This window comes from Blastomonas fulva (assembly GCF_003431825.1).
Classification (GTDB): domain Bacteria; phylum Pseudomonadota; class Alphaproteobacteria; order Sphingomonadales; family Sphingomonadaceae; genus Blastomonas; species Blastomonas fulva.
The window spans coordinates 2,938,476-2,964,085 of sequence record NZ_CP020083.1 but is presented as its reverse complement, the minus strand read 5'-3'; the positions used below and the strand labels follow the sequence as shown (position 1 = coordinate 2,964,085).

The 25,610-nt window shown below is 60.0% G+C and carries 27 protein-coding genes; 14 read left to right on the top strand and 13 right to left on the bottom strand.

The features are described from left to right. Positions 1-33 precede the first annotated feature (33 nt). Complete coding sequence (gloB, locus tag B5J99_RS14135) at positions 34-762, bottom strand: hydroxyacylglutathione hydrolase (protein WP_117352734.1); 729 nt, start codon at positions 760-762, stop codon at positions 34-36. A gap of 431 nt (positions 763-1,193) precedes the next feature. Between gloB and B5J99_RS14130 the strand changes: the two genes are divergently transcribed. The 5 genes from B5J99_RS14130 (at position 1,194) to B5J99_RS14110 (ending at position 7,744) form a co-directional block, all read left to right on the top strand. Continuing rightward, positions 1,194-2,111 carry a tyrosine-type recombinase/integrase gene (locus B5J99_RS14130; protein ID WP_054135460.1) on the top strand — a complete coding sequence of 306 codons (918 nt, stop codon included), beginning with the start codon at positions 1,194-1,196 and terminating at the stop codon, positions 2,109-2,111. Between the two features lie 4 nt (positions 2,112-2,115). Continuing rightward, positions 2,116-3,309: an IS91 family transposase gene (locus B5J99_RS14125; RefSeq protein ID WP_054135461.1), complete on the top strand. Its 1,194-nt coding sequence runs from the start codon at positions 2,116-2,118 to the stop codon at positions 3,307-3,309. Positions 3,310-4,509: 1,200 nt separating this feature from the next. After that, positions 4,510-6,135, top strand: a complete 1,626-nt coding sequence (locus tag B5J99_RS14120; RefSeq protein WP_069050846.1) for a cation:proton antiporter domain-containing protein — start codon at positions 4,510-4,512, stop codon at positions 6,133-6,135. Between the two features lie 81 nt (positions 6,136-6,216). Continuing rightward, entirely contained in the window at positions 6,217-6,540 is a 324-nt protein-coding gene (locus B5J99_RS14115; protein ID WP_156318200.1) for a hypothetical protein, read from the top strand. A 184-nt stretch (positions 6,541-6,724) separates the two neighbouring features. After that, complete coding sequence (locus B5J99_RS14110) at positions 6,725-7,744, top strand: IS110 family RNA-guided transposase (RefSeq protein ID WP_117352733.1); 1,020 nt, start codon at positions 6,725-6,727, stop codon at positions 7,742-7,744. 638 nt (positions 7,745-8,382) lie between these two features. On the opposite strand, the gene B5J99_RS14105 is transcribed toward B5J99_RS14110, so the two are convergent. Further along, on the bottom strand, positions 8,383-9,297 hold the full coding sequence (locus tag B5J99_RS14105; RefSeq protein ID WP_117352732.1) for a hypothetical protein: 915 nt from the start codon (positions 9,295-9,297) through the stop codon (positions 8,383-8,385). Between the two features lie 664 nt (positions 9,298-9,961). Here B5J99_RS14105 and B5J99_RS14100 point away from each other — a divergent pair. Then, the gene (locus B5J99_RS14100; RefSeq protein ID WP_162892614.1) at positions 9,962-10,750 is read left to right on the top strand and encodes a TadE/TadG family type IV pilus assembly protein; all 789 of its coding nucleotides are present in this window, start codon (positions 9,962-9,964) and stop codon (positions 10,748-10,750) included. Positions 10,751-11,076: 326 nt separating this feature from the next. Then, complete coding sequence (locus tag B5J99_RS19590; RefSeq protein WP_162892613.1) at positions 11,077-11,478, top strand: hypothetical protein; 402 nt, start codon at positions 11,077-11,079, stop codon at positions 11,476-11,478. Between the two features lie 190 nt (positions 11,479-11,668). Here the strand turns inward: B5J99_RS19590 and B5J99_RS20075 are convergent, their stop codons facing one another. Further along, complete coding sequence (locus B5J99_RS20075; protein WP_425456491.1) at positions 11,669-11,962, bottom strand: energy transducer TonB; 294 nt, start codon at positions 11,960-11,962, stop codon at positions 11,669-11,671. A gap of 694 nt (positions 11,963-12,656) precedes the next feature. Here B5J99_RS20075 and B5J99_RS14090 point away from each other — a divergent pair. Then, complete coding sequence (locus tag B5J99_RS14090) at positions 12,657-13,361, top strand: thermonuclease family protein (protein ID WP_117352729.1); 705 nt, start codon at positions 12,657-12,659, stop codon at positions 13,359-13,361. A 196-nt stretch (positions 13,362-13,557) separates the two neighbouring features. Here the strand turns inward: B5J99_RS14090 and B5J99_RS14085 are convergent, their stop codons facing one another. Both B5J99_RS14085 and traA read right to left on the bottom strand, forming a co-directional pair. Further along, positions 13,558-14,268, bottom strand: coding sequence for a DUF6118 family protein (locus B5J99_RS14085; RefSeq protein WP_117352728.1), 711 nt, complete (start codon positions 14,266-14,268; stop codon positions 13,558-13,560). A 9-nt stretch (positions 14,269-14,277) separates the two neighbouring features. After that, positions 14,278-17,259, bottom strand: a complete 2,982-nt coding sequence (traA, locus tag B5J99_RS14080) for a Ti-type conjugative transfer relaxase TraA (RefSeq protein ID WP_117352727.1) — start codon at positions 17,257-17,259, stop codon at positions 14,278-14,280. A 173-nt stretch (positions 17,260-17,432) separates the two neighbouring features. On the opposite strand from traA, the gene B5J99_RS14075 reads away from it, so the two are divergent. Genes B5J99_RS14075 through B5J99_RS14065 form a run of 3 tightly spaced genes read left to right on the top strand, consistent with a single transcriptional unit; the run spans position 17,433 to position 18,207 of the window. Further along, positions 17,433-17,756, top strand: a complete 324-nt coding sequence (locus tag B5J99_RS14075; protein ID WP_117352726.1) for a conjugal transfer protein TraD — start codon at positions 17,433-17,435, stop codon at positions 17,754-17,756. Position 17,757: 1 nt separating this feature from the next. Next, entirely contained in the window at positions 17,758-17,994 is a 237-nt protein-coding gene (locus tag B5J99_RS14070; RefSeq protein WP_162892612.1) for a conjugal transfer protein TraD, read from the top strand. Positions 17,995-18,012: 18 nt separating this feature from the next. Further along, positions 18,013-18,207 (top strand): hypothetical protein, encoded by a 195-nt coding sequence (locus B5J99_RS14065; protein WP_117352725.1) that lies wholly within the window; start codon positions 18,013-18,015, stop codon positions 18,205-18,207. A 6-nt stretch (positions 18,208-18,213) separates the two neighbouring features. On the opposite strand, the gene B5J99_RS14060 is transcribed toward B5J99_RS14065, so the two are convergent. The 3 genes from B5J99_RS14060 to B5J99_RS14050 are packed head-to-tail and all read right to left on the bottom strand — an operon-like array spanning position 18,214 to position 19,893. Beyond that, a complete protein-coding gene (locus B5J99_RS14060) occupies positions 18,214-18,642 on the bottom strand; it encodes a Ros/MucR family transcriptional regulator (RefSeq protein ID WP_117352724.1) in 429 nt (142 codons plus the stop codon). Between the two features lie 24 nt (positions 18,643-18,666). Further along, the gene (locus B5J99_RS14055; RefSeq protein ID WP_117352723.1) at positions 18,667-19,590 is read right to left on the bottom strand and encodes a HEPN domain-containing protein; all 924 of its coding nucleotides are present in this window, start codon (positions 19,588-19,590) and stop codon (positions 18,667-18,669) included. Positions 19,591-19,644: 54 nt separating this feature from the next. Beyond that, positions 19,645-19,893 (bottom strand): RNA polymerase sigma factor, encoded by a 249-nt coding sequence (locus B5J99_RS14050; RefSeq protein WP_117352722.1) that lies wholly within the window; start codon positions 19,891-19,893, stop codon positions 19,645-19,647. Positions 19,894-20,364: 471 nt separating this feature from the next. On the opposite strand from B5J99_RS14050, the gene B5J99_RS14045 reads away from it, so the two are divergent. Together B5J99_RS14045 and B5J99_RS14040 are read left to right on the top strand one after the other, a co-directional pair. Beyond that, complete coding sequence (locus tag B5J99_RS14045) at positions 20,365-20,568, top strand: helix-turn-helix transcriptional regulator (protein WP_117353520.1); 204 nt, start codon at positions 20,365-20,367, stop codon at positions 20,566-20,568. A 315-nt stretch (positions 20,569-20,883) separates the two neighbouring features. Continuing rightward, positions 20,884-21,921, top strand: a complete 1,038-nt coding sequence (locus tag B5J99_RS14040) for an IS110 family RNA-guided transposase (RefSeq protein ID WP_117351837.1) — start codon at positions 20,884-20,886, stop codon at positions 21,919-21,921. Between the two features lie 461 nt (positions 21,922-22,382). On the opposite strand, the gene B5J99_RS14035 is transcribed toward B5J99_RS14040, so the two are convergent. The 5 genes from B5J99_RS14035 to B5J99_RS14015 form a co-directional block, all read right to left on the bottom strand. Next, the gene (locus B5J99_RS14035; RefSeq protein ID WP_117352721.1) at positions 22,383-23,108 is read right to left on the bottom strand and encodes an alternative oxidase; all 726 of its coding nucleotides are present in this window, start codon (positions 23,106-23,108) and stop codon (positions 22,383-22,385) included. Positions 23,109-23,288: 180 nt separating this feature from the next. After that, the gene (locus tag B5J99_RS14030; RefSeq protein ID WP_117352720.1) at positions 23,289-23,765 is read right to left on the bottom strand and encodes a globin domain-containing protein; all 477 of its coding nucleotides are present in this window, start codon (positions 23,763-23,765) and stop codon (positions 23,289-23,291) included. Between the two features lie 64 nt (positions 23,766-23,829). Then, positions 23,830-24,294 carry a hypothetical protein gene (locus B5J99_RS14025; protein WP_069050845.1) on the bottom strand — a complete coding sequence of 155 codons (465 nt, stop codon included), beginning with the start codon at positions 24,292-24,294 and terminating at the stop codon, positions 23,830-23,832. Then, positions 24,287-24,592 carry a TehB family protein gene (locus B5J99_RS14020; protein ID WP_117352719.1) on the bottom strand — a complete coding sequence of 102 codons (306 nt, stop codon included), beginning with the start codon at positions 24,590-24,592 and terminating at the stop codon, positions 24,287-24,289. Before B5J99_RS14020 ends, B5J99_RS14025 begins: the two co-directional genes overlap by 8 nt. Beyond that, complete coding sequence (locus B5J99_RS14015; protein ID WP_054135842.1) at positions 24,589-25,068, bottom strand: group III truncated hemoglobin; 480 nt, start codon at positions 25,066-25,068, stop codon at positions 24,589-24,591. The genes B5J99_RS14020 and B5J99_RS14015 overlap by 4 nt, the downstream gene beginning before the upstream one ends. Positions 25,069-25,151: 83 nt before the next feature. On the opposite strand from B5J99_RS14015, the gene B5J99_RS14010 reads away from it, so the two are divergent. Next, a complete protein-coding gene (locus B5J99_RS14010) occupies positions 25,152-25,577 on the top strand; it encodes an RrF2 family transcriptional regulator (protein WP_054135843.1) in 426 nt (141 codons plus the stop codon). Positions 25,578-25,610 lie beyond the last annotated feature (33 nt).

Here is a 25,610-nt window from a genome sequence, read left to right as displayed (position 1 = left end):
TCGGTACCTTTTGCAAAGAAAGGGGCGAGCGGATCAGCCCCTGAAACTGTCCTTGGCGGCGCGCCGTTCGGCGAGTTCGGCAGCACTGGCGGCACGCATGAACGGGTTTGTGGCGCGCTCCAGCGCGATGGTGGTTGGCACGGTGGCCTCGCCGCGCAAGCGCATCGCATCGACCTTGGCCATGCGCGCGACGATGTCCGCATTGCCGGGCTCTGCCGCAAGCGCATAACGCCCGTTGGACTGGGTGTATTCGTGCGCGCAGTACACCATGGTATCGCCGGGCAGCGCCGCAAGCCGGGTCATGTTGTCGAACATCTGTTCGGGCGTGCCTTCGAACAATCGCCCGCAACCCATGGCAAACAGCGTGTCGCCGACGAAGATGCAGTGCTCTTCGGGCAGATGATAAGCGATATGCCCGCTGGTGTGCGCAGGGACATCGATGACATCCGCTTGCACCTTACCCATGCGAACCTCGTCACCACCCGAGACCAGCACGTCCAGCGTCGCAATGCGATCGCTCTCCGCTGCAGGGCCGGTGATGGTGCAGCCGGTCGCCGCCTTGATCGCGGCATTGCCGCCGACATGATCGGGGTGCCAGTGCGTGTTCCAGATCTGGGTGATCGCCCAGCCACGATCTGCAGCCGCCGCCAGCACGGGCTCGGCCTCGGCGGGATCGATGACGACAGTCTCGCCGCTCTCGGGATCGTGCGCCAGCCAGATGTAATTGTCGGAAAGGGCGGGAATGCGGATGATTTCTATCATGGCCGCGTTGTGCCCAATCCGGTCTTGATTGCCAAGGGCGCATCGGGACCGGCTTGAAATTGGCACCGGCCAAAAGGGGTGGTGGCAGGGCTTGTATCGAACTATTTACCTATCGCATTGTTACAGCTTGCTTTTTCAGACGTCTGAAAATCTACTCCCTCACATTCTCCCACAATTTTTGAGCGGATACGGCATCGATTGCTCCGATCGTGCCTTATCCCGCCATGGTTGATTGACGTCTCGGATCCTAGATAGCCGTATCGCCCAATCCTCTTCCCGATTAACTGAGCAAGCTTTCTGCTATCGACCCAGTGCACGAACCCGCTTCGCGGGAGAGTCGCTTGGGGTGACGTAGCGTAGTATTGTTGAGGCTTTGAGAGCGGCGAAGTCGCTTGTGAGGGTGGAGTTCCTTCAACGGAAAGGAACGCACCATGGATACCATCACTACCGCTGCCCCGAACAATGCCTTGCGCGAGCGTATGTTGCAGGACATGACGATGCGTAGCTTTGGGGAGCACACGCAGAAGGACTATATCCGGCACGTCCGGTCATTTGCCGCGTTTCTCGGCCGACCACCCGATACGGCCACGATCGAAGACCTCCGGCGCTATCAGATCGCTCAGCATGAGCGTGCCATCAGTCCAGCAACCATCAACGGGGCTGTATCGGCATTGCGTTTCCTGTTCGGTATAACCCTCAAGCGGCCGGAGATGGCACTGGGACTTGTTGTCGTTCGCTGCACACCCAAGCTGCGCGAGGTTCTGAGCGTCGAGGAGGCTGCGCGGCTGATCGAGGCTGCACCGGGCATCAAGTACAAGGCAGCGTTCGGCGTGGCCTATGGCGCGGGTCTGCGCGTGTCCGAGATTGCCCACCTGAAGGTTGACGATATCGACAGCACGCGCATGCTGATCCGGGTCGAGCAGGGCAAGGGGCGCAAGGATCGTAACGCCATGCTCTCGCCGCATCTGCTGGATCTGCTTCGGCAATGGTGGCGTGAAGGCAAGCGGCGCGGGGTCATGTTACCGCACGGCTGGTTATTCCCGGGGCGCAGTTGCACCGACCCGATCTCGGCACGCCAGTTGCACCGCGCCGTGCATGAGGCGGCTGAGTTCGCCGGGATCCGCAAACGCGTGAGCCCGCATACCCTGCGCCACAGCTTTGCCACTCACCTGCTCGAGCAGGATGTCGACATCCGCGTGATCCAGGTCCTGCTTGGGCACACCAAGATCGGTACCACCGCCATCTACACCAAGGTATCGACCAGGACGATGCAGGCGGTGGCGAGCCCGCTCGACCGCATCTTCAGCCTGATGGAAGGCCCCAAGCGAACGGCATCGCCGCCCGGTTGAACCGGTGCGCACCTCGATCGAGGTCGCCGACATCTTGCGGAGTGCCGGGCCCGCGTATCGCGCAGCCCATGCCGGCCATCTGAGCCTCGGCCAGCTCAAGGTCATGACGGCGATCGAGACCTGCCGCACCGCAGCCCTTGGCGGTCACGTCGAGGCCTGCGACGACTGCGGGCACTGGCGGATCGCCTACAACTCCTGCCGCAACCGGCATTGCCCCAAGTGCCAGGGTGCGGCGGCGCGCACCTGGCTGGCCGCGCGCGAGGCCGATCTGCTGCCCGTGGGATACTTCCACGTCGTGTTCACGCTGCCGGCCGAGGTCGCGGATATCGCGTGGCAGAACAAGGCGGTGGTCTATGACCTGCTGTTCCGCGCGGCTGCGGACACGATGCTGACCATCGCCGCCGATCCCAGGCACCTCGGCGCGCGCGTCGGCATCACCGCCGTATTGCATACGTGGGGATCGGCACTGACCCATCACCCGCATGTGCACATGATCGTGCCCGGCGGGGGTATCACGCCAGACGGCAAGCGGTGGGTCTCGTCGCGCCCGGCGTTCCTTCTACCAGTGCGTGTGCTGGGCGCATTGTTCCGCCGGCTGTTCCTCACCCGGCTGCTGGCATTGTACGATGCCGGCAAGCTGGCCTTCTTCAACACCTTGGCGGGCCTCGCGACACGCAAGGTCTTCCTCCGGCATCTGTCGCCGATCCGGAAGAAGCGCTGGGTGGTCTACGCCAAACCGCCTTTTGCCGGGCCGCAGGCGGTGCTGGCCTATCTCTCGCGCTACACCCACCGCGTCGCCATCTCGAACCAGCGGCTCCTTGCCTTCGACGATGCCAGCGTGACGTTCCGTTACAAGGATTACCGTCGCAGCGGGGCTGAACGCCAGCAGGTCATGACGCTGGCGACGGACGAGTTCATCCGCCGCTTCCTGATCCACGTCCTGCCGCGCGGCTTCCATCGCATCCGGCATTACGGCCTGCTCGCCAGTTCGACGCACAAGGACGCCATGGCGCTCGCCCGCAGTCTCCTGGGGGGCGCTGCGCCGGTCGAGGAGCCCGAACCGGAAGAACCGCCCGACCATCGCCCGCCATGCCCATGCTGCGGCGGGCACATGACCATCATCGAGACCTTTGCCCGTTGCTACCAACCGCGTGCACCGCCACCCCCAGTATCCTCGGCCCGGAGACACGCGCCATGATCCGGCATGGCTCGCCCTGCACGACGGTCGGACCCATGGTGTCCCGACCGATGACCCAGCGCGTGCCCATCCCGGATTTAAGCCGGGCGCAGGGCACACTGGCCAGCAAAACCAACGCCGCTAGCAGTCTGACACCGCACAAAATCACGTTGATCAGGCCAACAGCGACACCGCCGGATCGGCTGCGCTTACCCGCAAAAACCATCCCAAAGCCGCTTTACCCATAGACCTGCGCGCGGGGCCCGCGGGTTCCTGCACTGGAGGCTTTCGTACGCAAGCGCCCGAAACCCTTCACAACTTAAGTCGTTCACCCTCACACGCGCAAATGGCCGCTACTGCCAGAACCGGCCATTCCCGGTTCATCCGCCCCGCCTCACTGTGAACGTCCGCGAAAACCCATCCTTTATGGCGCCGCCTTCGAAATCCTCACGCGCCAGTGATACCGATCCGAACGGGAAAATCGGATAATCACCTACGCGGTCCAGTGCCGGGCGTTCGAGGCATGGCGGTTTACCTCGGCCATCCTTTCGGATAGTCTGCAACAAATGGAATCTTCCAATTGCCTTGCACTGCCTACTGACGAAATCGCGCATCCTTTGCACGAACACAGGGTCGTGTTTGCGGCCTTCATTGCGCTGTTCGTGGCGCTGGCAAGCGCACTGCTGCCTGGCAGTTTGCCGTCATCCCAGACCGTGGGCTCTGCATTTAATCCAGCGACCACCCAGGTCGCACTCGCGCGGAACGATTCCGAGGAAACTGCAAATCTTGCGGCAGTAGGCACGCGATCAGACACGATGGACCTTGGCGGTACGATGGATACCGCAGACCCTGGGTTGCCATCGTTGTCCTGGACGAATGCTCCAGCTTTCGCGGCGATGCTGCCACCACTAGTCCACTCAGCCAAAGACGATGCCGCAAGCGAACGCCGATTGCCCGGAGGTGGCCCTCGTGCTCCGCCTGGAGAGGCTTAAGCGAAGCGTCGTTTTGCTGCTGTTGAGGCACTCTGCGTGAAGCGGCAGTGCAATATGCCTGACGATTAAACTGCCGCTGGGTGCGATGAGCTCATCGGGTGTGGAAGCCAGCAGCACGACCTCTTCAATGCGTTCTCAAATGTGAGCTGTGTCGCGTGCAAGCCGGACTAGTACCGCCATCACGAATTAACGGCTCATTCGATTTCTCTCGATCCTGAGAGCACAATATATGCATCATGCTACCCCTTTGATCGGCACGATCGTCGCTGGTCTTGTCGTCGCGTTCCTGATGGGCGCGCTGGCCCAGCGCCTCAAGGTTTCACCCATAGCCGGCTATCTGCTCGCCGGCGTATTGGTTGGACCGTTCACCCCAGGCTTCGTTGCCGATGCCAGCATTGCCAATGAGCTCGCTGAAATCGGCGTGATCTTGCTAATGTTCGGTGTGGGGCTGCACTTCTCGCTCCGCGACCTGATGGCCGTCAAGAACATCGCTGTGCCCGGCGCGATCGTGCAGATCGCGGTGGCTACGCTGCTGGGCATGTTGCTGTCGTGGTTCATGGGCTGGACGCCGATTGCCGGCTTCATCTTCGGCCTCGCCCTTTCGGTCGCTAGTACGGTGGTGCTGTTGCGTGCCCTTCAGGTGCGCAATCTGGTAGAGACAGAGCGCGGCCAGATCGCCATCGGCTGGCTGATCGTCGAAGATATCGTGATGGTGCTGGCACTGGTCATGCTGCCTCCGCTGGCGAGAATTGCAACCAACCCTGACGGCGCCGATTTCATGATGGTCGCCCAGCCCATGGCAGCAACCTTGTTCAAGGTTACGGGCTTTGTCGTCTTTATGTTGCTGATTGGCCGCCGGATCATCCCGCGCGTGCTTCACTGGGTGGTGCATACCGGATCGCGCGAGCTGTTCCGTCTGGCTGTGCTGGCCATCGCCCTTGGCGTTGCCTTTGGCGCGGCATTTGTGTTCGAGGTGTCATTTGCCCTGGGCGCCTTTTTCGCAGGCATGATCCTGGGTGAAACGGCACTGAGCAGGCGGGCTGCCGAGGAGACCTTGCCGCTGCGCGATGCGTTTGCGGTGTTGTTCTTCGTATCTGTTGGCATGCTGTTTAACCCGAACGTGCTCGTCGAACAGCCGCTGCCATTGTTTGCCACGGTCGCAATCATCATCGTAGGCAAATCATTGGCGGCGTTCGCTATCGCCAGGCTCTTCCGGAAATCGACCAAAACAAGTCTGACGATTGCTCTGAGCCTCGCCCAGATCGGCGAGTTCTCGTTCATTCTGGCATCGCTGGGCACAAGCCTTGGCGTATTGCCAGACGAAGCACGCGATCTGATCTTGGCCGGGGCGATCATCTCGATCTTTATCAACCCGTTCCTCTTCACGTGGGTCAGCAAGGCCTACGCTAAAATCGAGGCAAGCGACCCGTCTCCAGCCGCAGACACCAACCGAGGCCATATTGTCCTGATCGGCTATGGCCGGGTCGGCCAATACGTTGCGGCAGACCTATTGGAGAGCGGCACGGACCTGATCGTCATAGAGGACAGTCCGGAGAAGGTAGCCGGAGCGGTGCGCAAAGGGGTGGAAACCGTTCGCGGAAACGCGGTGGACGCCGGCGTTCTGGAAAAGGCTGACATCGATCAGGCAGCACAGCTGATCATCGCCATCCCCGAAGGCTATGAAGCAGGAGCGATTTTCCAGCGGTCGAGATCACTGAACTCGGACATCAAGGTGATCGCGCGTGCGCATTCGCGCGATGAATATGACCACCTCAAAAAACTGGGTTTGACGCAAATCGTGTTGGCCGAAGAAGAGACCGCGCGGCGCATGTTGGCTCTGCTCGGGACACCATAGGTTTTCAATACCAGCTGGCGACACCAACCAAGGCGCCACTCTCACCCCAATTTTGAATTGATACACAGGAAGTCATTACCAATGAACAATGACAGGCAAGCTGCGGGATCACGAACCGAGGCACATTTTGACAACAAAAATAAATCAAGGGTCAAACACTTGCTGGAGCAGTATCCAAACACCAGCCGTGACGAGAACGCCGAAATACTTGCATTCCTGAGCGATGGACCGTTGTTGGATATCGGTAGCCTAAAGGGCGACGAGACCGTGCGCTACAAGATCGCGGCCTTTGAGGATGAGCATCGAAAGGCGTTTCGGACAACACCGATGCAGATAGCCGTTCTGTTGGTGGTTTTTGTCATCGCGGCATTGGCTTGTTCAATGCTGTGGGACATTGGTCGGTAGTGTTCAAAATCGCCAACAAGCTTTCATAGAATCTAGAGCTGCCAACGACATCTATGGAGATCAACCCTCCAGAAAGGGCAACTCGCCGAACGACCCGAAACTGACGTGATGGCGTGGACGACTCCTGCACGAGCGTAGCTGTGCAATGATGGGCCGTTGTAGGTCCACGTCTAGGAGTCGGCAAATGAAGCAGGAGATTGTTACCGTCGGTTTGGATCTGGCGAAGAGTGTTTTTCAAGTTCACGCGATCGGGAGCGATGGCGCCGTCCTCATCCGGCGCAAGCTTCGGCGCGCAGAGGTAATCGGCTTCTTCACCGATCTGCCAAGCTGCCTTGTTGGTATGGAAGCATGTGCATCGGCCCATCATTGGGCTCGCGAGCTGATCGCACTGGGCCACGAGGTCCGGCTGATGCCGCCCGCCTATGTAAAGCCCTATGTAAAGCGTGGGAAGACTGATGCAGCAGATGCCGAGGCGATCTGCGAGGCGGTGACGCGACCGACGATGCGGTTTGTTGCGGTGAAGACCGTCGAACAGCAGGCGGTATTGATGCTCCACAAGAGCCGCGACCTGATGGTGCGGCAGCGGACCATGCTCATCAATGCCTTGCGGGGCCACCTCGCTGAGTACGGTATCGTGACGGGTATTGGTGCGGGTGGCGTAACCGCGATGCTGAAGGCGCTGCATGAGCGACAAGAAGAGCTGCCTGCCCATGCTCGTTCTGCGTTGCACGGGCTCGCTGCTCAGCTGAGAGCGCTCACCAGCGAGATCGATAGACTGGAAGCGCAAATCCTCGCGTGGCATCGCGCCGACGAGACGAGCAGGCGGCTCGCCACGATCCCGGGCATCGGCCCGATCACCGCGTCAGCTATATCGGCCGCAGTGCCAGATGCGTCTCTGTTCCGATCCGGACGCCAGTTCGCAGCATGGCTAGGGCTCACGCCCCGAGCGAATAGCTCTGGCGGCAAGGAACGGCTGGGCGGAATCACCAAGCAGGACGACGGCTACTTACGACGGCTGCTTGTGGTCGGCGCGACAGCGGTGATGCGTATGACGCGCAAAAACGCTGATCGGCAGCCTTGGATGGCGCAGCTCCTGGAGCGCAAGCCTGCGAAGATCGCGACAGTCGCGCTCGCCAACAAAACAGCGCGCATCGCTTGGGCGGTCATGTCGCGCAAAGAAGTCTACGCGGCTGAAACCGCGTGACCGTCATCCGCGCTGCCGTGTTACGCACGGGAGCAGGATGGCGCAGGAGTCGCTGAGTAGTGATGACAAACCGGTCAGACCGGGGGTCGGCAAAACCCAGGGGGTCACAGCGCTTCGAGCGCGATGACGTGATTAGGGAGCCAACCTGCGGACTTCATCAGGGCCAGCAGCCATGCGGTGCTGCACGAACAGGCCGAACACATGGATGCACCCGACCGGTGCTCATCGCTAAACAAAAGCTCTTGCGCCACAGGGGTCGTCCACACATGGACCTACAACGGCCCATCATTGCACAGCTACGCTCGTGCAGGAGTCGTCCACGCCATCACGTCAAAACGACGCAGGCCAGCCTGAAAGCTGCCGGCCAAGACGCGGCCTAGTTGCTATCGTTGTGGGTGACCCGTTAGATGGTAACTTGGCGTCGGCTATGGCAATAATCTGCCGCTCGACACTTCGCTCAGGCAGGTCGGCAAAGTCCCAAATCCGGAAGTTTGGCAAATGGGCCGGTTGTTGAATGGCAGATCCTGGCCACGAAAGGGCCGAAGCCGCATGTCGGCTTTCAGGTAGCCGCCGCAGAGCATCCCATGCCCGCATTTGGGTGGGCTCTTGAACTGGCTTCCATTCGAGTGGATCAGCTGTCAGTCCTCCAGTAGGCCCGAGAGATCTTCGCCGAAGTGCATTTTGACCGAGGTTGCCAGCTGGTCTTCTGTCACGTCACCTGTCGCTGAAGTGACATCCAAGACCCATCTCCGGACTTGCTCGGCACCATGACGCTTTTCCAGTCCTTCAAACATCAGCAACGCCGCCGCATAGCGTACACCAGCCATCGACTCGTCGCTCTCGAAGTCGTCCATGGTAAAAGTGTAGGAGCCGCCCTTGGGGACAAACTGGGGATCAGATTCCATTCGGGCGCGATCTTCGGGTGACACCTGACGCAATATTGCCTCGCGCTTGACCCTACGCTGGCCCCACCCACCCAGATTCACCGGCCCCTCTGCCGCCCGCAATTCCGAAAGCCTTTCTTCTCTGTCCAGCCTTGCCGCTTCGGGATCGAGCATCCCGGTGATCCGGAGCCCAGCCCAGGTGGCGTGGCCCTCGCTGAACCACAAAGGCGTTATGGCGCCGTTGCGAGACTGGAAATCGTGAACCTGCTCGTGGGGTAGTGTCTCGATCACCATGGGTCGCGGGCGTTGCCCCTCTAGGGCGTTGGGATCGGTAAATATGACCCATCGTGTCTTGATCATCTCACCGCGCGGAGGAATGTATTTCAGGTCAGCAGTAAACACGACCGAAGCCCACTGAGCACCGTTGCGTTCGTCTAGCAGTTCGGTTGCAAGCAAGTTCAACGGGGTGCCAAGGCAACCAGCATATCGGCGCGCATCCGCTTCTGATTTCTCATCAAAATAAACATGCATAAATGCGCCTTGGCGCGCCGTAACGCGGAGTAGCTTTAGCTTTGCGTCGTCAGACGGGAGGTCTTGAACCTCAAATCCATAAACGCTGACTGCGCTGGCCTGGGCTTCGACGCAATCGGGCATCGAATTCCAAGGCATCGGCCGGCTGCAACAGCAGAAGGGCAAGCCAACCGGACATGCGAAACATACGAAAGACCTCCTCATTGCAATCGCAGTGCAATCGAAAAGTGCCCTTCAAAATGACGTTTCGTCAATGACTTGATTAAGCTCGACAGCGGAAGGGCCTAATTCGGGCCGCGAATGGCGACTATCCTGGGAGCCGACATTCTCAAATCGACCCCATACCGAACATGTGGAAATGCAGTTAAGAGCGTCGCCATGACAGCCATAGAAGACTTCGAATCTTTTGCAGCATCGCTAATCGGCTTGCCCATAAGCCATGTATGGTCGGGCAAAAACCGTGCGAGCAAGAAGCGCTAGGGCAGATGAATGCAAATTGCCAGTGCATAACTATGTCGGCAGCACTATGGTGATGACGGGGCAGGCGGCGCACTGGGCGAAATGATGGCGAGGACATCCACTCCGAGGCATTTCGAAGTTAGGCCCTACAAATCACTCGGCCGCCGAATAAGCATTAGTATTTTTTTGATAAATTCTTGGTAATCCTCCCGCTAAGGAAGCTGGAGGCGGCAGAGATCTGAGAAACTCAGAGGACAACCGGGGTACCAACATGTCACCACAATCATGTCGCAAGACGCACATGAGGCAGCTCAACAAAAACCGTGCCTTCACGCGGCGGCTTTTGAGCAATCGTTCCGGCATGGCGCTGATCGAATTTGCATTCACCCTGCCCTTGTTCACGGGGCTCGGCTTCTATGGCATCGAGATCTCGAACCTCGCGATCACCCAGATGAAGATGAGCCAGATTGCGCTCAACATGGCCGACAACGCCTCGCGTATCGGCACTCTCAACGCCAATCTGGGCGCCAAGGTGATCTCCGAACAGCAGATCAACGACGTCTTCCAGGCAGCCGCTCTGCAGGCGGGCGCCGCCGGCCTCTACCAGGATGGCCGCACGATCCTATCCAGCCTCGAGGTCAACGCAAATGGCGGACAGACGATCATGTGGCAGCGCTGCAAGGGAATGGAATTCGAAGAATCGAACTACGGCCCCCAAGGCACCGGTGCTACCGGCACGAGCTTTCAGGGCATGGGGCCTGCAGGGGACAAGATCCAGGCAACGTCCGGCACGGCGGTGATGTTCGTCGAGCTGCACTACACCTATCACCCGCTGTTCGGCAGCATGTTCATGGACGACCGCGAGCTATACCAGGAAGCGGCCTATACTGTGCGCGACAGCCGCGAAATCGGCAAGACTCCAGGCGACAACGTTTCCGCAAGCCGGAAGTCGACCTGCGACAAGTACGATGCCATCCTTCCGCAGACCAAAGATGCCGACATTGCTGCGGCCCAAGCCGCAAATAACACAGCCAAGCAGAATGACATGAAGGATGGCGTTCTGGACGGAAACGCGGGCAAAGGAAACAACAAAGGAATTTGCGTCGCCGGTTTGGTGTGCGTGAAGATTTAGTCCACAGTAGCAATTTAAGCGCAATATGAGTGACGACATCTCTCCCATATTTTGCCTCTGTTCAATATCTTTCAAATTGCGGATATCGGGGCAATTACAGCCGATATGCTGTGTGTCTGGTTTCGGGTCGAATATCCGGGCATTGCTGAAGAAAGCTGCCGTTCGGCAAACGCCCCTTTGCGGTCATCGGGCCACGCTGCTAGCCTGCTGCTCAAGCCAAGCAGGGGAGCGCTTAACATGATTCCGGTGCTGCTAATACTGGCAACGCCAGCATACACCTTGCCGCCCGGATTGTCCAGAGTGGCGGGTTGAAAGGTTGCTGGCGAGTGACCGGCAAAACGCTCGGTGAAGATACATCCGCGATTGCGCGGGGTCAGTGGCATTTAGGTGCGCGCTATTTCAATCTCCAACTTCGAACGAACGGATCAGACCCGTATGAAGCATCGATAACCTATGGTGCTGGCGACCAGCCCCGCGCTATTGGGTCAGTTTTTCTTGATACGACAGGTGGCCTCTATGAACCTTCGTTGGGTCTCGGTGAGCTGGAACAAAACGGCTTCTTTCAACGCTACCAATTCTCGGGTGCTGTTTACGTCAATCGTTTCGTCCGCTCTGATTATGGATGGCGCTGGACCATAACTGAGCAGAGCCAGGACAAGACCACTTCAGTGTTTGCAGATTACCATCTGCGCTCCGTTTCATGCCGTGGGATGCGATTCGACTACTAAAGCGTTGTGGCAGTACAAGGAGAGGTCTCAGCTTCCGCGTTCCGCCCATTTCGATCGTAGGGCACATCCGCACCGCATCCCGAAACTTGACGGGCAGCTATCCGGGCATTGCTGAAAAAAGCTGCCGCGCGACAAACGACCCCATTGCTGCCGCAACAAACAAGGGGAAAATTCGAGATTAGATCATTGATCATTCCGGCAAGTACCAGCGCATCAATCCATCAAATGATCTCATTAAAGGGCTGTCTTGACTATCGGTTACAGGGACGAACCGAGCTCTTCGAGTGAGATTTATGCAAGTTGCATAATCAAGTCTGTCAGAGCCTGATGATACAGTAATTCGGCAATCGATCACTCGCCCAATATTACTGATCGTTAGCTGGTATCGCGTTTCGCCTTCAACGGTTGTATCTGTTGGGTAATCATCCAATGTTACCCACTGGGATGGATCGTTTGCGGGTGTGGCAGACTTTTCTTCGACCATTTGATTAATCGATAATAGCATCAGTGGCGATCTAAAAATTTTTAATACTGAGGTTGAATGATCGGACAGTAACGATACGCCGACGATCATAAATGAGAGTACGATACGATACCTAAAGTTCATCTGGCCCTCCCAAAAAAATTCGGGCTATCATTAAGCAGACTTAATCATTTTCAAACCCTGACGGCAAGCGTTCGTTACTGAGCAGATACCCCATCATTCGTTTAGCGCGATCAGGTTGAGGAGGTTACACGCCGGTCGAAAGAACCTATCGGGCGACAGCAATCCACCCATCTGCGGTCATAGAGCGCCCAGGCATGCGGTGCCAGAAGCCGACATAACTGCTGCGTTTCCAATGGCCGGTTTTGGGAGGTGCGGCGCAGCCCCCTAATGACCGGGATTGGGGCGCATTGCTGACTGTCTGCTTAAGATCGCCTGACCAAGTGGATGAACGCAGATTCCGCTGTCCTACATGAGAACATTAGTGGAACATATAAGTCTGAAAAGGAGACTGCCATGGCCACTATCGACGGATCGTTCCTACTCGGCATCGCTGCCATTCTTTCGAGCCTGGGCAGTCTCTGGCGGATGACCAGGACTGCTCCTGATTGCCGCGCTTGCCCCCGCATTGCCTCCTCAAGACAATCGCAACCTTTAGGGCGATATCCTCATCGCGCTGGGAAAGGAGAGCGACATGCCTGAATTCGCACGGTGGTTATCGGCGTCTGTAGCGGTGGTGGTGCTTGCAGCATCTTCACACGCAATTGCCCAGGTGCTGACAGGCACCGCCACCGCAGCCGATGGGGATTCCCTGGTCGTCGGCAGTCAGCGTGTACGCCTGTTCGGGATCGATGCACCGGAACTCGATCAAACGTGCCAAACCGGTGGAAACGCCTGGCAGTGCGGCGCTGACGCAAAGCAGCGATTGAATGAGCTGGTCGCGGGACAGCGGGTCGATTGTCAGATCACCGGCACGGATCAATACGGCAGGAGCCTCGGCAGATGCTCAACTGAGTTTCTGGAGCTGAACGAAGCGATCGTCGAACTGGGATGGGCTGTAGCCTACCGCGAGTACAGCCAGGATTACGTCGAAGCCGAAGAGCGTGCCAAACTCCGCAAAGCTGGCATCTGGAACTCAACCTTCACCATGCCATCGGCCCACAGACTGGCGAATGCGCCTAAGCAATCAGATCCGGCACCCAGGGCCATCGCCTCAAGACCGCAGCTGTCCAACCAGTCCTTTGCAGGCTGCACCATCAAGGGCAACCGCAACCGCAAGGGGCAATGGATTTATCACCTGCCCGGAATGCCGTATTACGACAAGACGAGGGCCGAGGAGTTTTTCTGCACGGAGGTGCAAGCCAGAGCAGCGGGCTACCGCCGCGCGATTGTGCAGTGAACCATTCTCCAAAGCGAGCGGCCCATCTCATGGTTATCTTTGAAGCGTAATCAGAAGCGGTCGCCGGATCGCGGCCGGTGCCCATAGCACCATCACTTTGGTTTCGTCCACTCGATCTTCCGATACCCTGTGCCGATCTTGAAGGACCGGTGCAGCAGGAATGGAGCTGGTCCGCTAGCCGACCAGACAGACTGCTTCATTGATCTCCCGCTTGAACCTCGACAGTGCAGCCGACGCTTCTGAGTTTCCGGTCTGCGGCGCGCTTGGCGCATTTCCGGATGGCACCGCTGTTTGCCTCGGACAATCTTGCCGCAGCCTGGACGGCATTCCAGCGCTCAGGATCGGTGACCAAAAGCAGCCGCTCCCCTGCCTCCCACCCGCCACGGCGCAGTGCCGACATTGCCCGCTTTTCAGGCCACAGCCAGCCTTCTGGCACCGTCCAGTCAATCGCAGGCAAGATGATCGCCCCGCCCATCGTACCTAAGACAAGAGCTAAACCAGCAGCCCCGGCAAGCCATTGGTTCTGCTGCCGCACCGTTCGCACCGCACCCGTCATTTTGGCTAGCGCGCTGATCGCATTCTGAAGATTGTTGTGAACGGCAGCCAGAGCCAGATCGGCATCCTTGCGCACCTGCCGCCCCGCAACCGCAATCTGCCGACCTATCATCTCGGGTGTCAGCAGCAGCGCGGGTTTATGCGCCAACGCATCGATCGTCTCACGCAGGTCTTCGCAGCTCTGATGGATCAAGGCGAGGTCCTCGCTGTAATCGAGCCCAATCAAATCCTGCTGCCGCTCAGCAAACCCATCGACCGCAGCCGTGACGCCCGCCAGCCGCCGGGCAACAGCCTCCAGCGCCTGCTCAAGCGGGATTTCGTCGGGAGTGGGGTCGGAATCGGCATCATCCATCCCAAATGCCTACAAGCCCATCCCCGACCCGCGCGAGAGCCCGAGCGATTTCTGGAGATCCTGAGACAGTGTTTTCGTGCTCACAGCGTCCAGCCCCAGCTGCTGACGCCGGACAGCCAGCACCGACTCAAGCTGTGGATCGCGCTCCAAGCCTTTTGCCATGCCGACCAGCGAGGCCCGCACCTTGTCTGAAGCCGCAGAACTGCCATGCTTGCGCAGTGCCCGATACTGCTCAGACTGCCGCTGCCATTGATCGACAAACGCGTCGGCGCGCCGCTCATTGGCGGCGGCAACGCGCTGGGCCTCGATCCGCAGCCGCGATTGCTGCTCCATCGCCTGGATGGCACGGTCCGTACGGCCCTTCACCACTTCAGGGATCAGGCTGAGATCCCGGTTCACCGCCTTGCGTAGATCGCCAAAGCTGTCCGGCCTCAGCGCATTAAGTTCAGCCCCGGCCTTGTTAAGCGCAGTGCGGTGCGAGGCCAGCGGCTTAAGCCTTTTGTCGCGCATGGCAACAATGTCCTGCGCCACACGCGCGAACCGCTGAACGGCCTTGTCGAACACCTGCTTGTCGGTCGCCATTTGCGGCAAAGCGACTTTCGTCCGCACCTGCGCGACCGGGTCGCGTTGAGGCGCGGCAGACACGCCCTTGAGCAGATCGGCCAGATGACCGCTGCGGCTGACCTTGAGTCCTGCGAACATGTTGGGGCGCGGCTGTTGCTGAACCTGATCCGGTGCAACCTCCCTGTCGCGCTGCTGAAGGACCTCAGCGGTCTTCTCCGGCTGCCGGGCATAATCGCTCGCCATATCCTTGCCCCGCTCGCGGCTGAGCGTGCGCACCAGCGCCTTGCGATCGGCAAAGTCATCCTTGCCATAGTGCAGATCGACCTGGGTGCGGTGCCGCGACAGCGCAACATATGCCCCATGGCTGTCCATGCCAGGCGTTGCCAGCAGCTTGACCTGATCGACCGTCATGCCCTGCGCCTTGTGGATGGTGGCAGCATAGCCATGATCCAGATGCGCATAGTCCTTCAGATCGAACGCCACGGCTTTGCCATCGTCGAGCTTCACCGCCATACGCAGAGCGCTGACGCTCTCGATGGTGCCCAGTGATCCGTTCTTCACGCCAAGCGATCGTTCGTTCTTGAGGAACATGACCCGGTCACCATCGGCAAACTGCCGCGCGCCGCGCTCGACCTTGAGCGCAACGTCATCGCCCAGATCCCCACTCGCACGAACCTTCTCGCGCACCGCCTCGTTGAGCGCCTTCACCTCGTCGTTAGTGTGCGTGAGGATGATCCGGCTGGCATCCGGCTTGGCCTTCCGGTCGCGATCCCAGGCATAGACCAGAGCGGCGCGCGCAGCTGCGCGCGTCTCGGCGACATGGACATGTCCCGCTTCCTCATAGCGACCAAGCGCCTCACCCGTTCTGCCCGCGGCGAGTTCGCGCGTCGCCTCCCGCTGCCAGTCCACATGTTGCCTGCGGATCGACGCGATCTCGACCGCGCCATGCCGCTCGGCCGCCGCCCTGAACGCAGCACCCGCCTCGATTGCCTGCAACTGCTGCGGATCGCCGACCATCACGACCTTCGCGCCCTGCTGCTGTGCGTGCGACACAACGCGCTCCATCTGCCGTGTGCCCAGCATCCCGGCCTCGTCGATGACAAGGATGTGTTTGCTGGTGAGCAGCTCCCTGCCTTGGCCCCACTGATATTCCAGACTGGCTAGCGTGCGCGACGGGATGCGCGAGCCATGCTCCAACCCCTCGGCCGCAATGCCGGAGAGCGCTGCTCCCTGCACCGTATAGCCAGCACGCTCCCATGCCTCGCGCGCTACCCCCAGCATCGCGCTTTTCCCCGTTCCGGCATATCCGATGACGTTGCTGACGCCCTTTGCTGATGTGACATGCTCCAGCGCCCCGCGCTGTTCGGCGGACAGGTCCATTCCGCGCGCTTTTGCAGTGGCCAGCGCCAGCTCGCGATAACGTTCAGGAACAGCATGGCTGCGCCGTGCTTCGAGCCGGATGGTCGCGCGCTCCAGCCGCTGTTCGGTCTCGATCATCTCGCGCGAAGTGAACCGGCCGTTGCCCTTGCCGTCCTTGCCAAGCGCAACGAGCTGGGGCGCATTCTTCACCGCCGACATTACGGCATCGAACTGGTCCTTGTCGGCACTGTGCCGGTGGGCGAACATCGCAAGGTCGCGCGTGGTGAACGTCGCCTGCTGATGCGTGATCGCAGTGAGAGCAATGTTGGGATCGGCGATGATCTTCTCGCCGTTCGAGCGCGCGATATCGGCATGCTCCGCCAGCCGCTCAGGCGAAAGCCCCTCGCCCGCCATGCGCGAAGCCGTAGCGCCAATCTTGGACTGTGGTTCGAGGTCGATGCCTTGTGCTGCCAGTGAGCGATGATCGATCCGTGCATCGATATCGAGCTCGGCCATGCGCTGGTTGGCATGATCAGCCCACGCCTCGCGCCAATGCGTGAGCAGCTCGGTGCGGTTCCAGTCACGCACCTTTGCGCCAAACGTGGCATTGCCATCTTCGCCAGCGACGATCTCGCGCATTGTCAGCATGACATGCGCGTGCGGCTTTGCCTCGCCATCTGCGCCGATATCCCAATGCACATTGAGATCGGCGATCATGCCCCGCTCGACAAACTCGGCTTTGACAAAATCGCGAGCCAGCTCGATCGCCTGCGCTTGTGTCATCTCGCGGGGCAGAGCGAACTCGATCTCGCGGGCCAGCTGGGAATCCTTGCGCAGCTCTGCGGCCTCGACATCGTTCCAGAGCTTTTCGCGGTCGGTCCAGGCTTCATTGGCCCCTTCGGGCAGCATGATTTCGCTATGGACGACACCGGCTTTGTTGGTGAAGTCATGGGTGCGCCCGAGCCGGTCATCGTGCAGCTTCTCGCCTGCGCGATAGGCGGCAGCCGCGAGCGCAGACGACCCTGCTGCGCGGGAGATGGCTTTGGCCGAGAAGTGGTAGATCGCCATGGCGACATACCATTTACGGCATTTAGCGCACGTCGGCACGACGTATAAGCGCGCCCTCCACCGATTTGATCGCGCTCGAGATGACGGGGTCTCACAGCGACCCAGCCTGTTGTCTGCGGGATGGGAGAGGGATAGCTGGTTGGTCCTTCACCGACAAAGAAGGATCGTACCCCATGCGCAAACCCAGAGATTACGACGCAGAGCTGCAAGCGCTCAATGACAAGGCAAAGCAGCTCCGATCCCGCAAGCAGACACAGCTTGGCGAGCTTGTCATCGCCACGGGCGCTGATGCTCTCGGGACCGAAGTGCTGGCAGGCGTTCTTCTCGCCGCCATCGGAAACGATGACCCGTCACGAAAGGAGGCCTGGCGCAAACGCGGCGCTGCATTCTTTCAGGGAAGCAACAGCACTCGCCGATCAGCTGGCAAGGACCTTGGCGGCGCACAAGCGGTCGATCCAGGCGCGCAACCGTCTGCTGGCACACCGGGCACGGCATGACATGCGCGAATGGCGAGTGAAGCGACGCGAACGGACACGCCAGCTGATCGAGCTGGGCGGGCTGATCGCCAAGGCGGAGCTCATCGAACTCACCGATGACGACCGCACAGTGATCCTAGGCCTGCTGATCGAAGCGGCGACGAAGCTCAAAGGCGAACACCGCGATCAGCAACTGCTGCTCTGGCGGCGGCGTGGTACACGCGCGTTCGTGCAAAACCAGTTGGCGGAAAGACCATGATCGCGCATAGGCAGCGCCATGACGGGGGCAATCAACGAAGTGATATTGCGTGTACTCGAACGCGCGCCGCAATGGGTGCGGCAGGATCTGCTGTCGAGCGATCCAATCGGACGGGCACGCGCTGAAGAGACGCTCGCGGCGATGATGTCCAGCGCTCTGGCCGACAGTCAGGCGACACACGGCAGCGACGACGCAGACTGTTCGGAAAGCTGACCTTCCTTACTTGCTGCCCGTCTTCTTGGGCCTGCCGCCGCGACCCTTTGTTCCAAGTCCACTCTCTTTTGCCAGCACGCGGCGACGCTCTGCGTAATTGGGCGAGACCATCGGATAATCCTTGGGCAAATCCCACTTGGCGCGATAGTCGTCCGGCGTCATGCCGAACTTGGTCCGCAAGTAGCTCTTCAGCATTTTGACTTGCTTGCCGTCTTCGAGGCAGACCAGATAATCAGGCTTAATCGACGCCCGGACCAAGACGGCTGGCTTTTGCTCGGGCTGCGGGTCTGGCTCGGGCTCCTGATCAAGGCCGGAAAGCGAAGCGTGCACGCTGCCGATTAACCCTGCGATATCGGATACCGACACGCTGTTGTTGCGGACGTGCGCAGCAACGATGTCGGCGGTCAGTGCCACGAGCATTTCGGTATCAGCCATCGGTAATCCTCTTAGATCAGAGGCTCACTCATTGGCCTTTTGTTCGAGCAACGCAATACGTTCCGAACAGATGCAGTGCACAGCGCGACCGAGTTCCTCGACGCAGCCGCCAAGCCAGAGCAGCTCCTCTTCAGTGATGCGATAGTGCTTGGAATAGCGGGCCTTCACATAGGCCTCTTTCAGCTTTTCGAACCGCGCACGATCGATGCGCGTGTCGCGCGGCCAAGCATCGACCAGACGCATGTCGATGCGCTCGGCCTGGGTGCGCAGGAAACCGAGATTGTGAACGTGGGGAGTATAGAAGGTGCAGACCAGCAGCACGCAATGGTACATTCGTTCCGCCGACTGATGGAGGTCGAAGACAGCCTTCTTTAGCTTTCCGCGGCTCTTCGCGTCAGTGTGACCGTCAAAGAAATCCGAAGCGCTCGGCATCCACTCGTCAAAATACTCTCGCGCCATAGCCAGCGCCTGCTCAGGCGTCTTGGGCTTGGGCGTATGCAGGGCGCGGTCGTCCGCCTCGTGCAAGGCGATGCCGTCCTTGGCGACGTCCATGAAGAAGTAGCGGCCATGCGCGAGCCCGTCGTTCACCTCCTGCAAGGTATGGACGATGAAGTTGACCGGCGTGTGCAGCGTCCGGTCGATGGCAAGCTCGCGGATCAGCCGGTCTTCGAGCTTCAGCCAGTAATCGACGCGCTCGGTGAGACGCTTGTCGTTGACGATGATCAGCAGATCGAAGTCGGAGCGATAGCCCTTGGCCGTGTGCGGCTCATCGACCCAGCCGCCGCGGGCGTAGCTGCCATAGAGGATCAGCTTCTCGATCCGGCCTTTCTTCTTCCACTGGTGCGTGGCGAACGCGAGGGCATCTTCGAACTCTTCGAAGATGATCTGCTTCACGCGCTCAAGCTCGCGCTGCTTGTTAGCCGGAAGATGATCGATGTCGGTTCGCATGGTCCTGTTTACCCTGTAGGGATGGTTGGCGATTGGCAAGGCGGAAGCTGGCGTTCATCGCCAGAACTGCCACCACTTGTGGTGGCGTTCGTGCATGTGCCGGTCGAGAATGCGCAGCGCGCCTGCGAAGTGATGCTCGACTTCGGCAGCGGTGATGCCGTGCATTGTTGCAAGCTCTGCGTAGCTCAGCTCATCGACACGGATGCCAAGGAAGATCTCGCGCTGCATCGGCGACATGCGATCGACTGCGCGCTCGGCGCGGCAGAGTTGCTGCCGCTGCGCTCGGGTGAGACGCGCGCTCATGCTGCCTCTCTCGTGTGGCGTGGTGGTGTTTTCCATGGCCTTGTCTCCTTCCATTCGGCCCCGGCCCGGAAGGGGCGCTGGGGGGCGGCAGACAAGAGCTGGCAGCCACGCTGCAATGGACAGCGCGCATGCGCTAAGCACTGCAACGCATGTGCAGGACCCGCAACGCGGGTTGAGCGCTGGCCTGGCGTGGCTAGAGGCGATTGACGAACCCCAGACGTCCCGCCCGAGCGGGGCAAACGCCGCAGCTTTGCTGCGACCGCAGATGCGCTGTTGCCTGCTGACACACAGTGAGATGCCGTGAGCAGAAATATTCTGCTTACGCCGCCATTCTCGGCGGCATGCTGGCAGCGCTCCCCTGCCCCATTGCCTGCGAGATCACCGCAAGTGGCACGATTGACGCGCAGCGGCACATCGCCAATCTCAGTCGCAGACAGGGGCAGATCACATCACAGGATGGAGACAATGGCCATGGCATCCCATGCACCCGACAGGTTCCTGAGGCTCAATACCGTGCTCGATCGCACCGGGCTTTCGAGGGCGACGCTTTACCGCAAGATCCAGGCGGGCACGTTCCCCAGACAGGTCAAGCTAGCCGAGCGATGCTGCGGATGGCGGGAATCGGCTGTCGAGGAATGGCTGCGGAACCCGATGTTCTATGAGGTCAACGATTGAGCGGGCAGACTCGACCAAGGCAATGAACGTTGCTGGAGGTTTGTCCAATTCGAAGGGACCGAGGGCGGCTGATCTTATCGCGCGTGCCAAGGAGTTGCAGAAGGCGATCAATTCCGTAAGTCGCCAGTCAGCATTGCGCCCCAATTTCAGTCGTTACAGCTTCGCTGCCGGTTGCCTGAAAGCGGACATCCCTGCCAGTCGGTCCGAGCAGCCGGGTCTGGGACAAAGCGGATGAGGTGGATGGCTCCCGCTCACGGCATCTTGGTGCCAATATGGGTTGCTGTCATGCAAACCCGAGCAAAGGAGCCACCCGTCATGGAGATTAGCACAATCGGCCTCGATCTGGCCAAGAATGTTTTTCAGGTTCACGGCGTGAGCGCCACCGGTGAGGTGGTGCTCCGCAAGACACTGCGGCGAGCGCAGGTCTTGCCGTTCTTCGCAAAGCTACCGCCGTGCCTGGTGGGCGCCGAGGCCTGCGGGACGTCGCATCACTGGGCGCGCGAGCTGACGAAGCTCGGGCACGAAGTTCGGCTGATGCCGGCGTCTTACGTGAAGCCTTACGTGAAGCGCGGCAAGAACGACGCTGCCGATGCCGAGGCGATCTGCGAAGCGGTGACGCGCCAGACGATGCGGTTCGTGCCGATCAAATCGCGCGAGCAGCAGGCCGCGCTGTCGATCCACCGTGCGCGCAGCCTGCTGATCAAGCAGCGCACGCAGCTGGTCAACATGATGCGCTGCGTGCTTGCCGAGCTCGGCATTGCGATCCCGGTCGGCGTTGAAAAGGCGTTGCAGATGGCGCGAAAGATCGTCGATGGTGAGGCCGAGCTAGATCTGCCGGACGAAGCGGCGAACGTCGTCGGTGTGCTAGCCGGGCAGGTGCTCCAACTGCACACACAGTTGCGCAAGCTCGATCTTCGTCTTGCTGCTCTGCAGCGCAGTGACGAACGGGCCCGGCGCCTTGCAACGATCCCTGGCATCGGACCCGTTGGCGCTACTGCGCTCGCCGCATCGGTAGGCGACGCCGCACAGTTCAAGTCGGGACGACAGTTCGCAGCCTGGCTGGGGCTGACACCGCGCCAGCGATCGAGCGGTGGCAAGGAACGCCTCGGGCGGATCACCAAGATGGGCGACAACTATCTGCGCCAGCTGCTCGTTGTCGGTGCAACCGCATTGATCCGATCTGCCAGGAGCAAGCCCGAGACGGTCGATCCGCGCTTTGTTGCTCTACTCGCCAGAAAGCCCGCGCGCGTCGCCTCGGTTGCCATCGCCAACAAGATGGCGCGGATCGCATGGGCGATCATGGCGCGGGGCGGAGTCTTCGAGCGCGGTCATGCGCCGATACTGGCTGCATGAGAGATCAAGAGCTTAGCTGAGGAGATCAGCTTCACGACGTTGTGAGAGCAAAGCGATGTGATGGAACGAACCGGTCGGACCGGGAACAAGGACAACCCAACGAATGGCGAAGGCGTTACAGCCTGCAAAGCCGATCGGGACCATGTTCGCGGACCCCATCAGGGCCAGCAGTCCATGCCGACTGCATCAACAGGCCGGACAGACGACTGCACCCGACCCATCACCTGATCATCACTTTATGCTTGCAACGCGGGAGCCATCCACAGACGCCATTCGCCACTGCTAAAGGGAACGACCGGTTATGTTTAAACCGGCCATTTCCGAACGTTTGAAGATGTTGAGAGCAAGACAGGTTTGGGCGAGTTTAGAATGGAAGCCGTTGGCGATCCTCCCCTCGGGAAAGCGCATACATATGGACTTTAACAAGGTCTGGGTTGGATACCGCTATCGCGTTTGGTTGCCTACGCCTGCAACCGGATGTCATCGGCGTGCGCAGGATAGGGTGCCGTCTTGCCCGGATCGAATGGCTTACCGCCCAGCTTGCTGGCAAAGCCGTGGTTGACGTCGCGGTGGTGCGCCTCGTCCGCCCGGACGAGCAGGACGACATCGCGCAGCGTCGCATCGCCTGCCATCTTCCAGTAATGTTTGGCAATCGCAGGGGCAGGTACGTTGGGCGAGCGGCCTTCGTCGATCTCCTGAAGGTACAATGTGTAGCTGATCACCGCTTCTTCCTCGAAATATCCCACGACGCGGTGCGCGGTGCGAGACGAAACCAGATAGAGGATCGAGAACAGCACCAGGAAAATCCACTGCGCCATCAGGATGACCAGCCGCTCGAACAACGTCGGCTTGGCAATTTCGATAAACGTCATCAGGTGCATGCGCTCGTTCTCCGCCTCTTCCATCAGGGTGCGGATCCAGCCTTCATCATCCTTCATTGCGCGCAGGCTGGTCAGATGGGTGAACATGGCACCGACCATGCCGGGCACCGCGGCGACCGTCTCGAGCACTATGGCACGGTGCCCGTAGCGCTTGGCGAAAAAGGTGTCGACCGTGAAGCGCAGCAGCTTGGTGAAGCCGAGCGCGAACCGGTCCGAAAGGCCCTCGGGGGCATGATGGATCACCGGCTGGGCATCATGCTCAGCGGCCAGCGCCTGCCGGTCGGGCGTAAGAATCGTGTTGACCATATTCGGTCCTTTCAGGACACGGAGGGTGCAATCGGGGAGGGAGTGCCTGTTCAGTCGCGTGATGTGCACGCAGCGCCAGCGGCAGAATTTTTGACGGCTATGACGAAACGTGGTGGGTGAATGCCCGATTGCAAGGCGATGCTGGGCGCCTTGCGACCAATCGAACGGGCAGGCTTGATGTTAGCGCGTTGACGCAATGCGTTCCAAAGCGTTGCTCTCGGCTTGCGCATACATAGCCGCTTCCTTGCCGATCAAGATCTCGGCCAGTGCCCAATACGCCTCGCCCCAGGCCGACAGGACCTCATCGGTGGCTGCGTCGCCCAGAATGTCGCGGATCGCAGGCAACAGGGCATTTGCGACCATTGGATAGTGCTCGGGCCTGACGCCTGTGTCAACGTGCCGCGCGGCCATACGCATTACCGGGGCCGTCAACGCTTCGAGCTTGTCGATGTTCTGCGCATAGGCGAGAATGGCTGCGGCAAGCCGGCGCGGCTGTTCGCCGCTTTCCTGCGCGGCCTCGTCAAACATTGCCTTGACCGCAGGATCGACGAACAACCGCTCGTACATCCGTTGGGTGATCGCCACGCCATGCTGTTGCAGCGCAGGCGCGGTCGAATTGACGATTGCCCTAGTCTCGGCGCTCAATATTCTGCTCATTTATTTCCTCCTCAGGAATAGCCAGTGTGACAGATTGGTGCTCACGGGCACGGGTGATGTCAGGTCAGAACAGACCGTGGCTGCCACCGACCGCGCCCCCCAGCGTGATCAGCGAAAGCATGATCAGGATGTGGTGGACGCGTTCCAATCGCGCGAAATCGGCTTGCGGGGTCCGCGATGTCGCGAGGCGGCGGTGTAGAAACAACGGCTCGATGATGAACAGCATCAGCGTGAACACCGCCCAAAGCGCGACCATTGCGTGCATCCACCAGAAGCTCGGATCGGCAAAACGGCTCCACATCTCGGCCCGGTGCACCATCCAGAAGCCGCTGGCCCCTGCGAGAAGGACCCAGATCTTGGCCTGCCCTGCGAAGCGCCCCTCGATCGCATGGAATTTACCAAGCCTGTCAGCAGGGGGTCCACTGTGCCGGATTGTCGGCATCACCACCCAGGTGACAAAGCCCACACCGCCGATCCAGAACAACACCGCCACGACATGGACGATGCGCGCGAGCGCAAAATCATCCACCGGACCGCTCGGACGTCAGGTCGCCGTCAACGACTGGTTCTGACCGGTAAAACTCGACCTGCATCGACATCTTGCCCAGAGGGACCACGTAATGCGTGGCCAGCGGTGCAATCGGTGCAGGCATACCCGGTGTGACCAGCACTTCGCGACGCGGGTCGGTGAAGATCAGCTGCACCTCGCCTTCCAGCACGCGCAAAAGACCCCAGGTCCCGCCCTTGGTTCGATGATCGTTGCGCAGTTTATCGGGCAGCGACTGCTCGTCGAAAACAGGCGAGGATGCATAAGGTGTCAGCGTCATGGTTTGGTCTCCAGGGGGACAGGCTCAGTCGTTCGGTTGCGCAGCGCCGCCAGCCCACCGCGTTCGGCCAGCACTCCGGTCAGCAGGCTGTCGGCAATCCGGTGGGCCGATGTTCGGAACCGTTCTGCTGCTGCTTGATCTCCGACGTCCTGCGCAACAGTGGCATCCCAGAGCGCCAGCCAGCGCTCGAAATGAGCCTTGGTCAAGATGCCCATCGCTATGTGCTTCTGCATCGGCCGGCCGTTGAAGCGGCCAGGTTCGATCATGATAGAGGCCCAGAAATCCTTCATTCGCGGCAGGTGATGCGACCAGTTGGCGACGTGTTGGGCAAAGATCGGCCCGAGCAGGTCATCGCGCTGGATGCGGGCATAGAAATGATCGACCAACTGGCCGATCAGGGTTTCGTCGATGCCAACCTTGGCAGCCTTTGCGCGTTGTTCCGCACGAACGCGCTCGGCATGTGCTGTTGCGTTCATCGCGCGCGTCCTGATAAGATGTATTGCATTTGCATCTTATATTGCGACTGGCGGCAAATAGCAATATTTGATATGCATGTTTAATGAGAATGTCGTTGCATGCCGATTACGCCCTGCGCACCTTGATGTATCTGGCGGTCCATGATGGCCACAGGTCGATCGGCGAGATCGCGCAGGCCTATGGGATATCCAAGAATCACCTGATGAAGGTGGCACAACGTTTGGTGGCGGAGGGTTTTCTTGAGGCCGTACGCGGGCGATCCGGTGGCCTTCGGCTAGCGCAGGCCGCAACTCAGATCAATGTCGGCCAAGTCGCGCGCAAGATGGAAGAAACCGGCAGCTTCGTGGAGTGCTTCGATCCCGCCACAAACAGCTGCGTAATCACGCCAGCATGCCGACTGCGCCACGCCCTGGCCGGCGCGCTTGAGGCATTCTTCCGGCACCTCGATCGCTATTCACTTGGCGATCTGGTCAAAGACCCCTTAGCACTGCAAGAGAGCCTGCTCTAAATGGGTTTGGTCGGTTATCTGGCAGATGGCCTG

What these genes read in the sequence shown, in the direction of transcription:
- gloB (WP_117352734.1), bottom strand. Translation starts at nt 762, where the DNA reads ATGATAGAAATCATCCGCATTCCCGCCCTTTCCGACAATTACATCTGG.
- B5J99_RS14130 (WP_054135460.1), top strand. Translation starts at nt 1,194, where the DNA reads ATGGATACCATCACTACCGCTGCCCCGAACAATGCCTTGCGCGAGCGT.
- B5J99_RS14120 (WP_069050846.1), top strand. Translation starts at nt 4,510, where the DNA reads ATGCATCATGCTACCCCTTTGATCGGCACGATCGTCGCTGGTCTTGTC.
- B5J99_RS14115 (WP_156318200.1), top strand. Translation starts at nt 6,217, where the DNA reads ATGAACAATGACAGGCAAGCTGCGGGATCACGAACCGAGGCACATTTT.
- B5J99_RS14110 (WP_117352733.1), top strand. Translation starts at nt 6,725, where the DNA reads ATGAAGCAGGAGATTGTTACCGTCGGTTTGGATCTGGCGAAGAGTGTT.
- B5J99_RS14105 (WP_117352732.1), bottom strand. Translation starts at nt 9,297, where the DNA reads ATGCCTTGGAATTCGATGCCCGATTGCGTCGAAGCCCAGGCCAGCGCA.
- B5J99_RS20075 (WP_425456491.1), bottom strand. Translation starts at nt 11,962, where the DNA reads ATGGTCGAAGAAAAGTCTGCCACACCCGCAAACGATCCATCCCAGTGG.
- B5J99_RS14090 (WP_117352729.1), top strand. Translation starts at nt 12,657, where the DNA reads ATGCCTGAATTCGCACGGTGGTTATCGGCGTCTGTAGCGGTGGTGGTG.
- B5J99_RS14085 (WP_117352728.1), bottom strand. Translation starts at nt 14,268, where the DNA reads ATGGATGATGCCGATTCCGACCCCACTCCCGACGAAATCCCGCTTGAG.
- traA (WP_117352727.1), bottom strand. Translation starts at nt 17,259, where the DNA reads ATGGCGATCTACCACTTCTCGGCCAAAGCCATCTCCCGCGCAGCAGGG.
- B5J99_RS14075 (WP_117352726.1), top strand. Translation starts at nt 17,433, where the DNA reads ATGCGCAAACCCAGAGATTACGACGCAGAGCTGCAAGCGCTCAATGAC.
- B5J99_RS14070 (WP_162892612.1), top strand. Translation starts at nt 17,758, where the DNA reads ATGCGCGAATGGCGAGTGAAGCGACGCGAACGGACACGCCAGCTGATC.
- B5J99_RS14065 (WP_117352725.1), top strand. Translation starts at nt 18,013, where the DNA reads ATGACGGGGGCAATCAACGAAGTGATATTGCGTGTACTCGAACGCGCG.
- B5J99_RS14060 (WP_117352724.1), bottom strand. Translation starts at nt 18,642, where the DNA reads ATGGCTGATACCGAAATGCTCGTGGCACTGACCGCCGACATCGTTGCT.
- B5J99_RS14055 (WP_117352723.1), bottom strand. Translation starts at nt 19,590, where the DNA reads ATGCGAACCGACATCGATCATCTTCCGGCTAACAAGCAGCGCGAGCTT.
- B5J99_RS14050 (WP_117352722.1), bottom strand. Translation starts at nt 19,893, where the DNA reads ATGAGCGCGCGTCTCACCCGAGCGCAGCGGCAGCAACTCTGCCGCGCC.
- B5J99_RS14045 (WP_117353520.1), top strand. Translation starts at nt 20,365, where the DNA reads ATGGCATCCCATGCACCCGACAGGTTCCTGAGGCTCAATACCGTGCTC.
- B5J99_RS14040 (WP_117351837.1), top strand. Translation starts at nt 20,884, where the DNA reads ATGGAGATTAGCACAATCGGCCTCGATCTGGCCAAGAATGTTTTTCAG.
- B5J99_RS14035 (WP_117352721.1), bottom strand. Translation starts at nt 23,108, where the DNA reads ATGGTCAACACGATTCTTACGCCCGACCGGCAGGCGCTGGCCGCTGAG.
- B5J99_RS14030 (WP_117352720.1), bottom strand. Translation starts at nt 23,765, where the DNA reads ATGAGCAGAATATTGAGCGCCGAGACTAGGGCAATCGTCAATTCGACC.
- B5J99_RS14020 (WP_117352719.1), bottom strand. Translation starts at nt 24,592, where the DNA reads ATGACGCTGACACCTTATGCATCCTCGCCTGTTTTCGACGAGCAGTCG.
- B5J99_RS14015 (WP_054135842.1), bottom strand. Translation starts at nt 25,068, where the DNA reads ATGAACGCAACAGCACATGCCGAGCGCGTTCGTGCGGAACAACGCGCA.
- B5J99_RS14010 (WP_054135843.1), top strand. Translation starts at nt 25,152, where the DNA reads ATGAGAATGTCGTTGCATGCCGATTACGCCCTGCGCACCTTGATGTAT.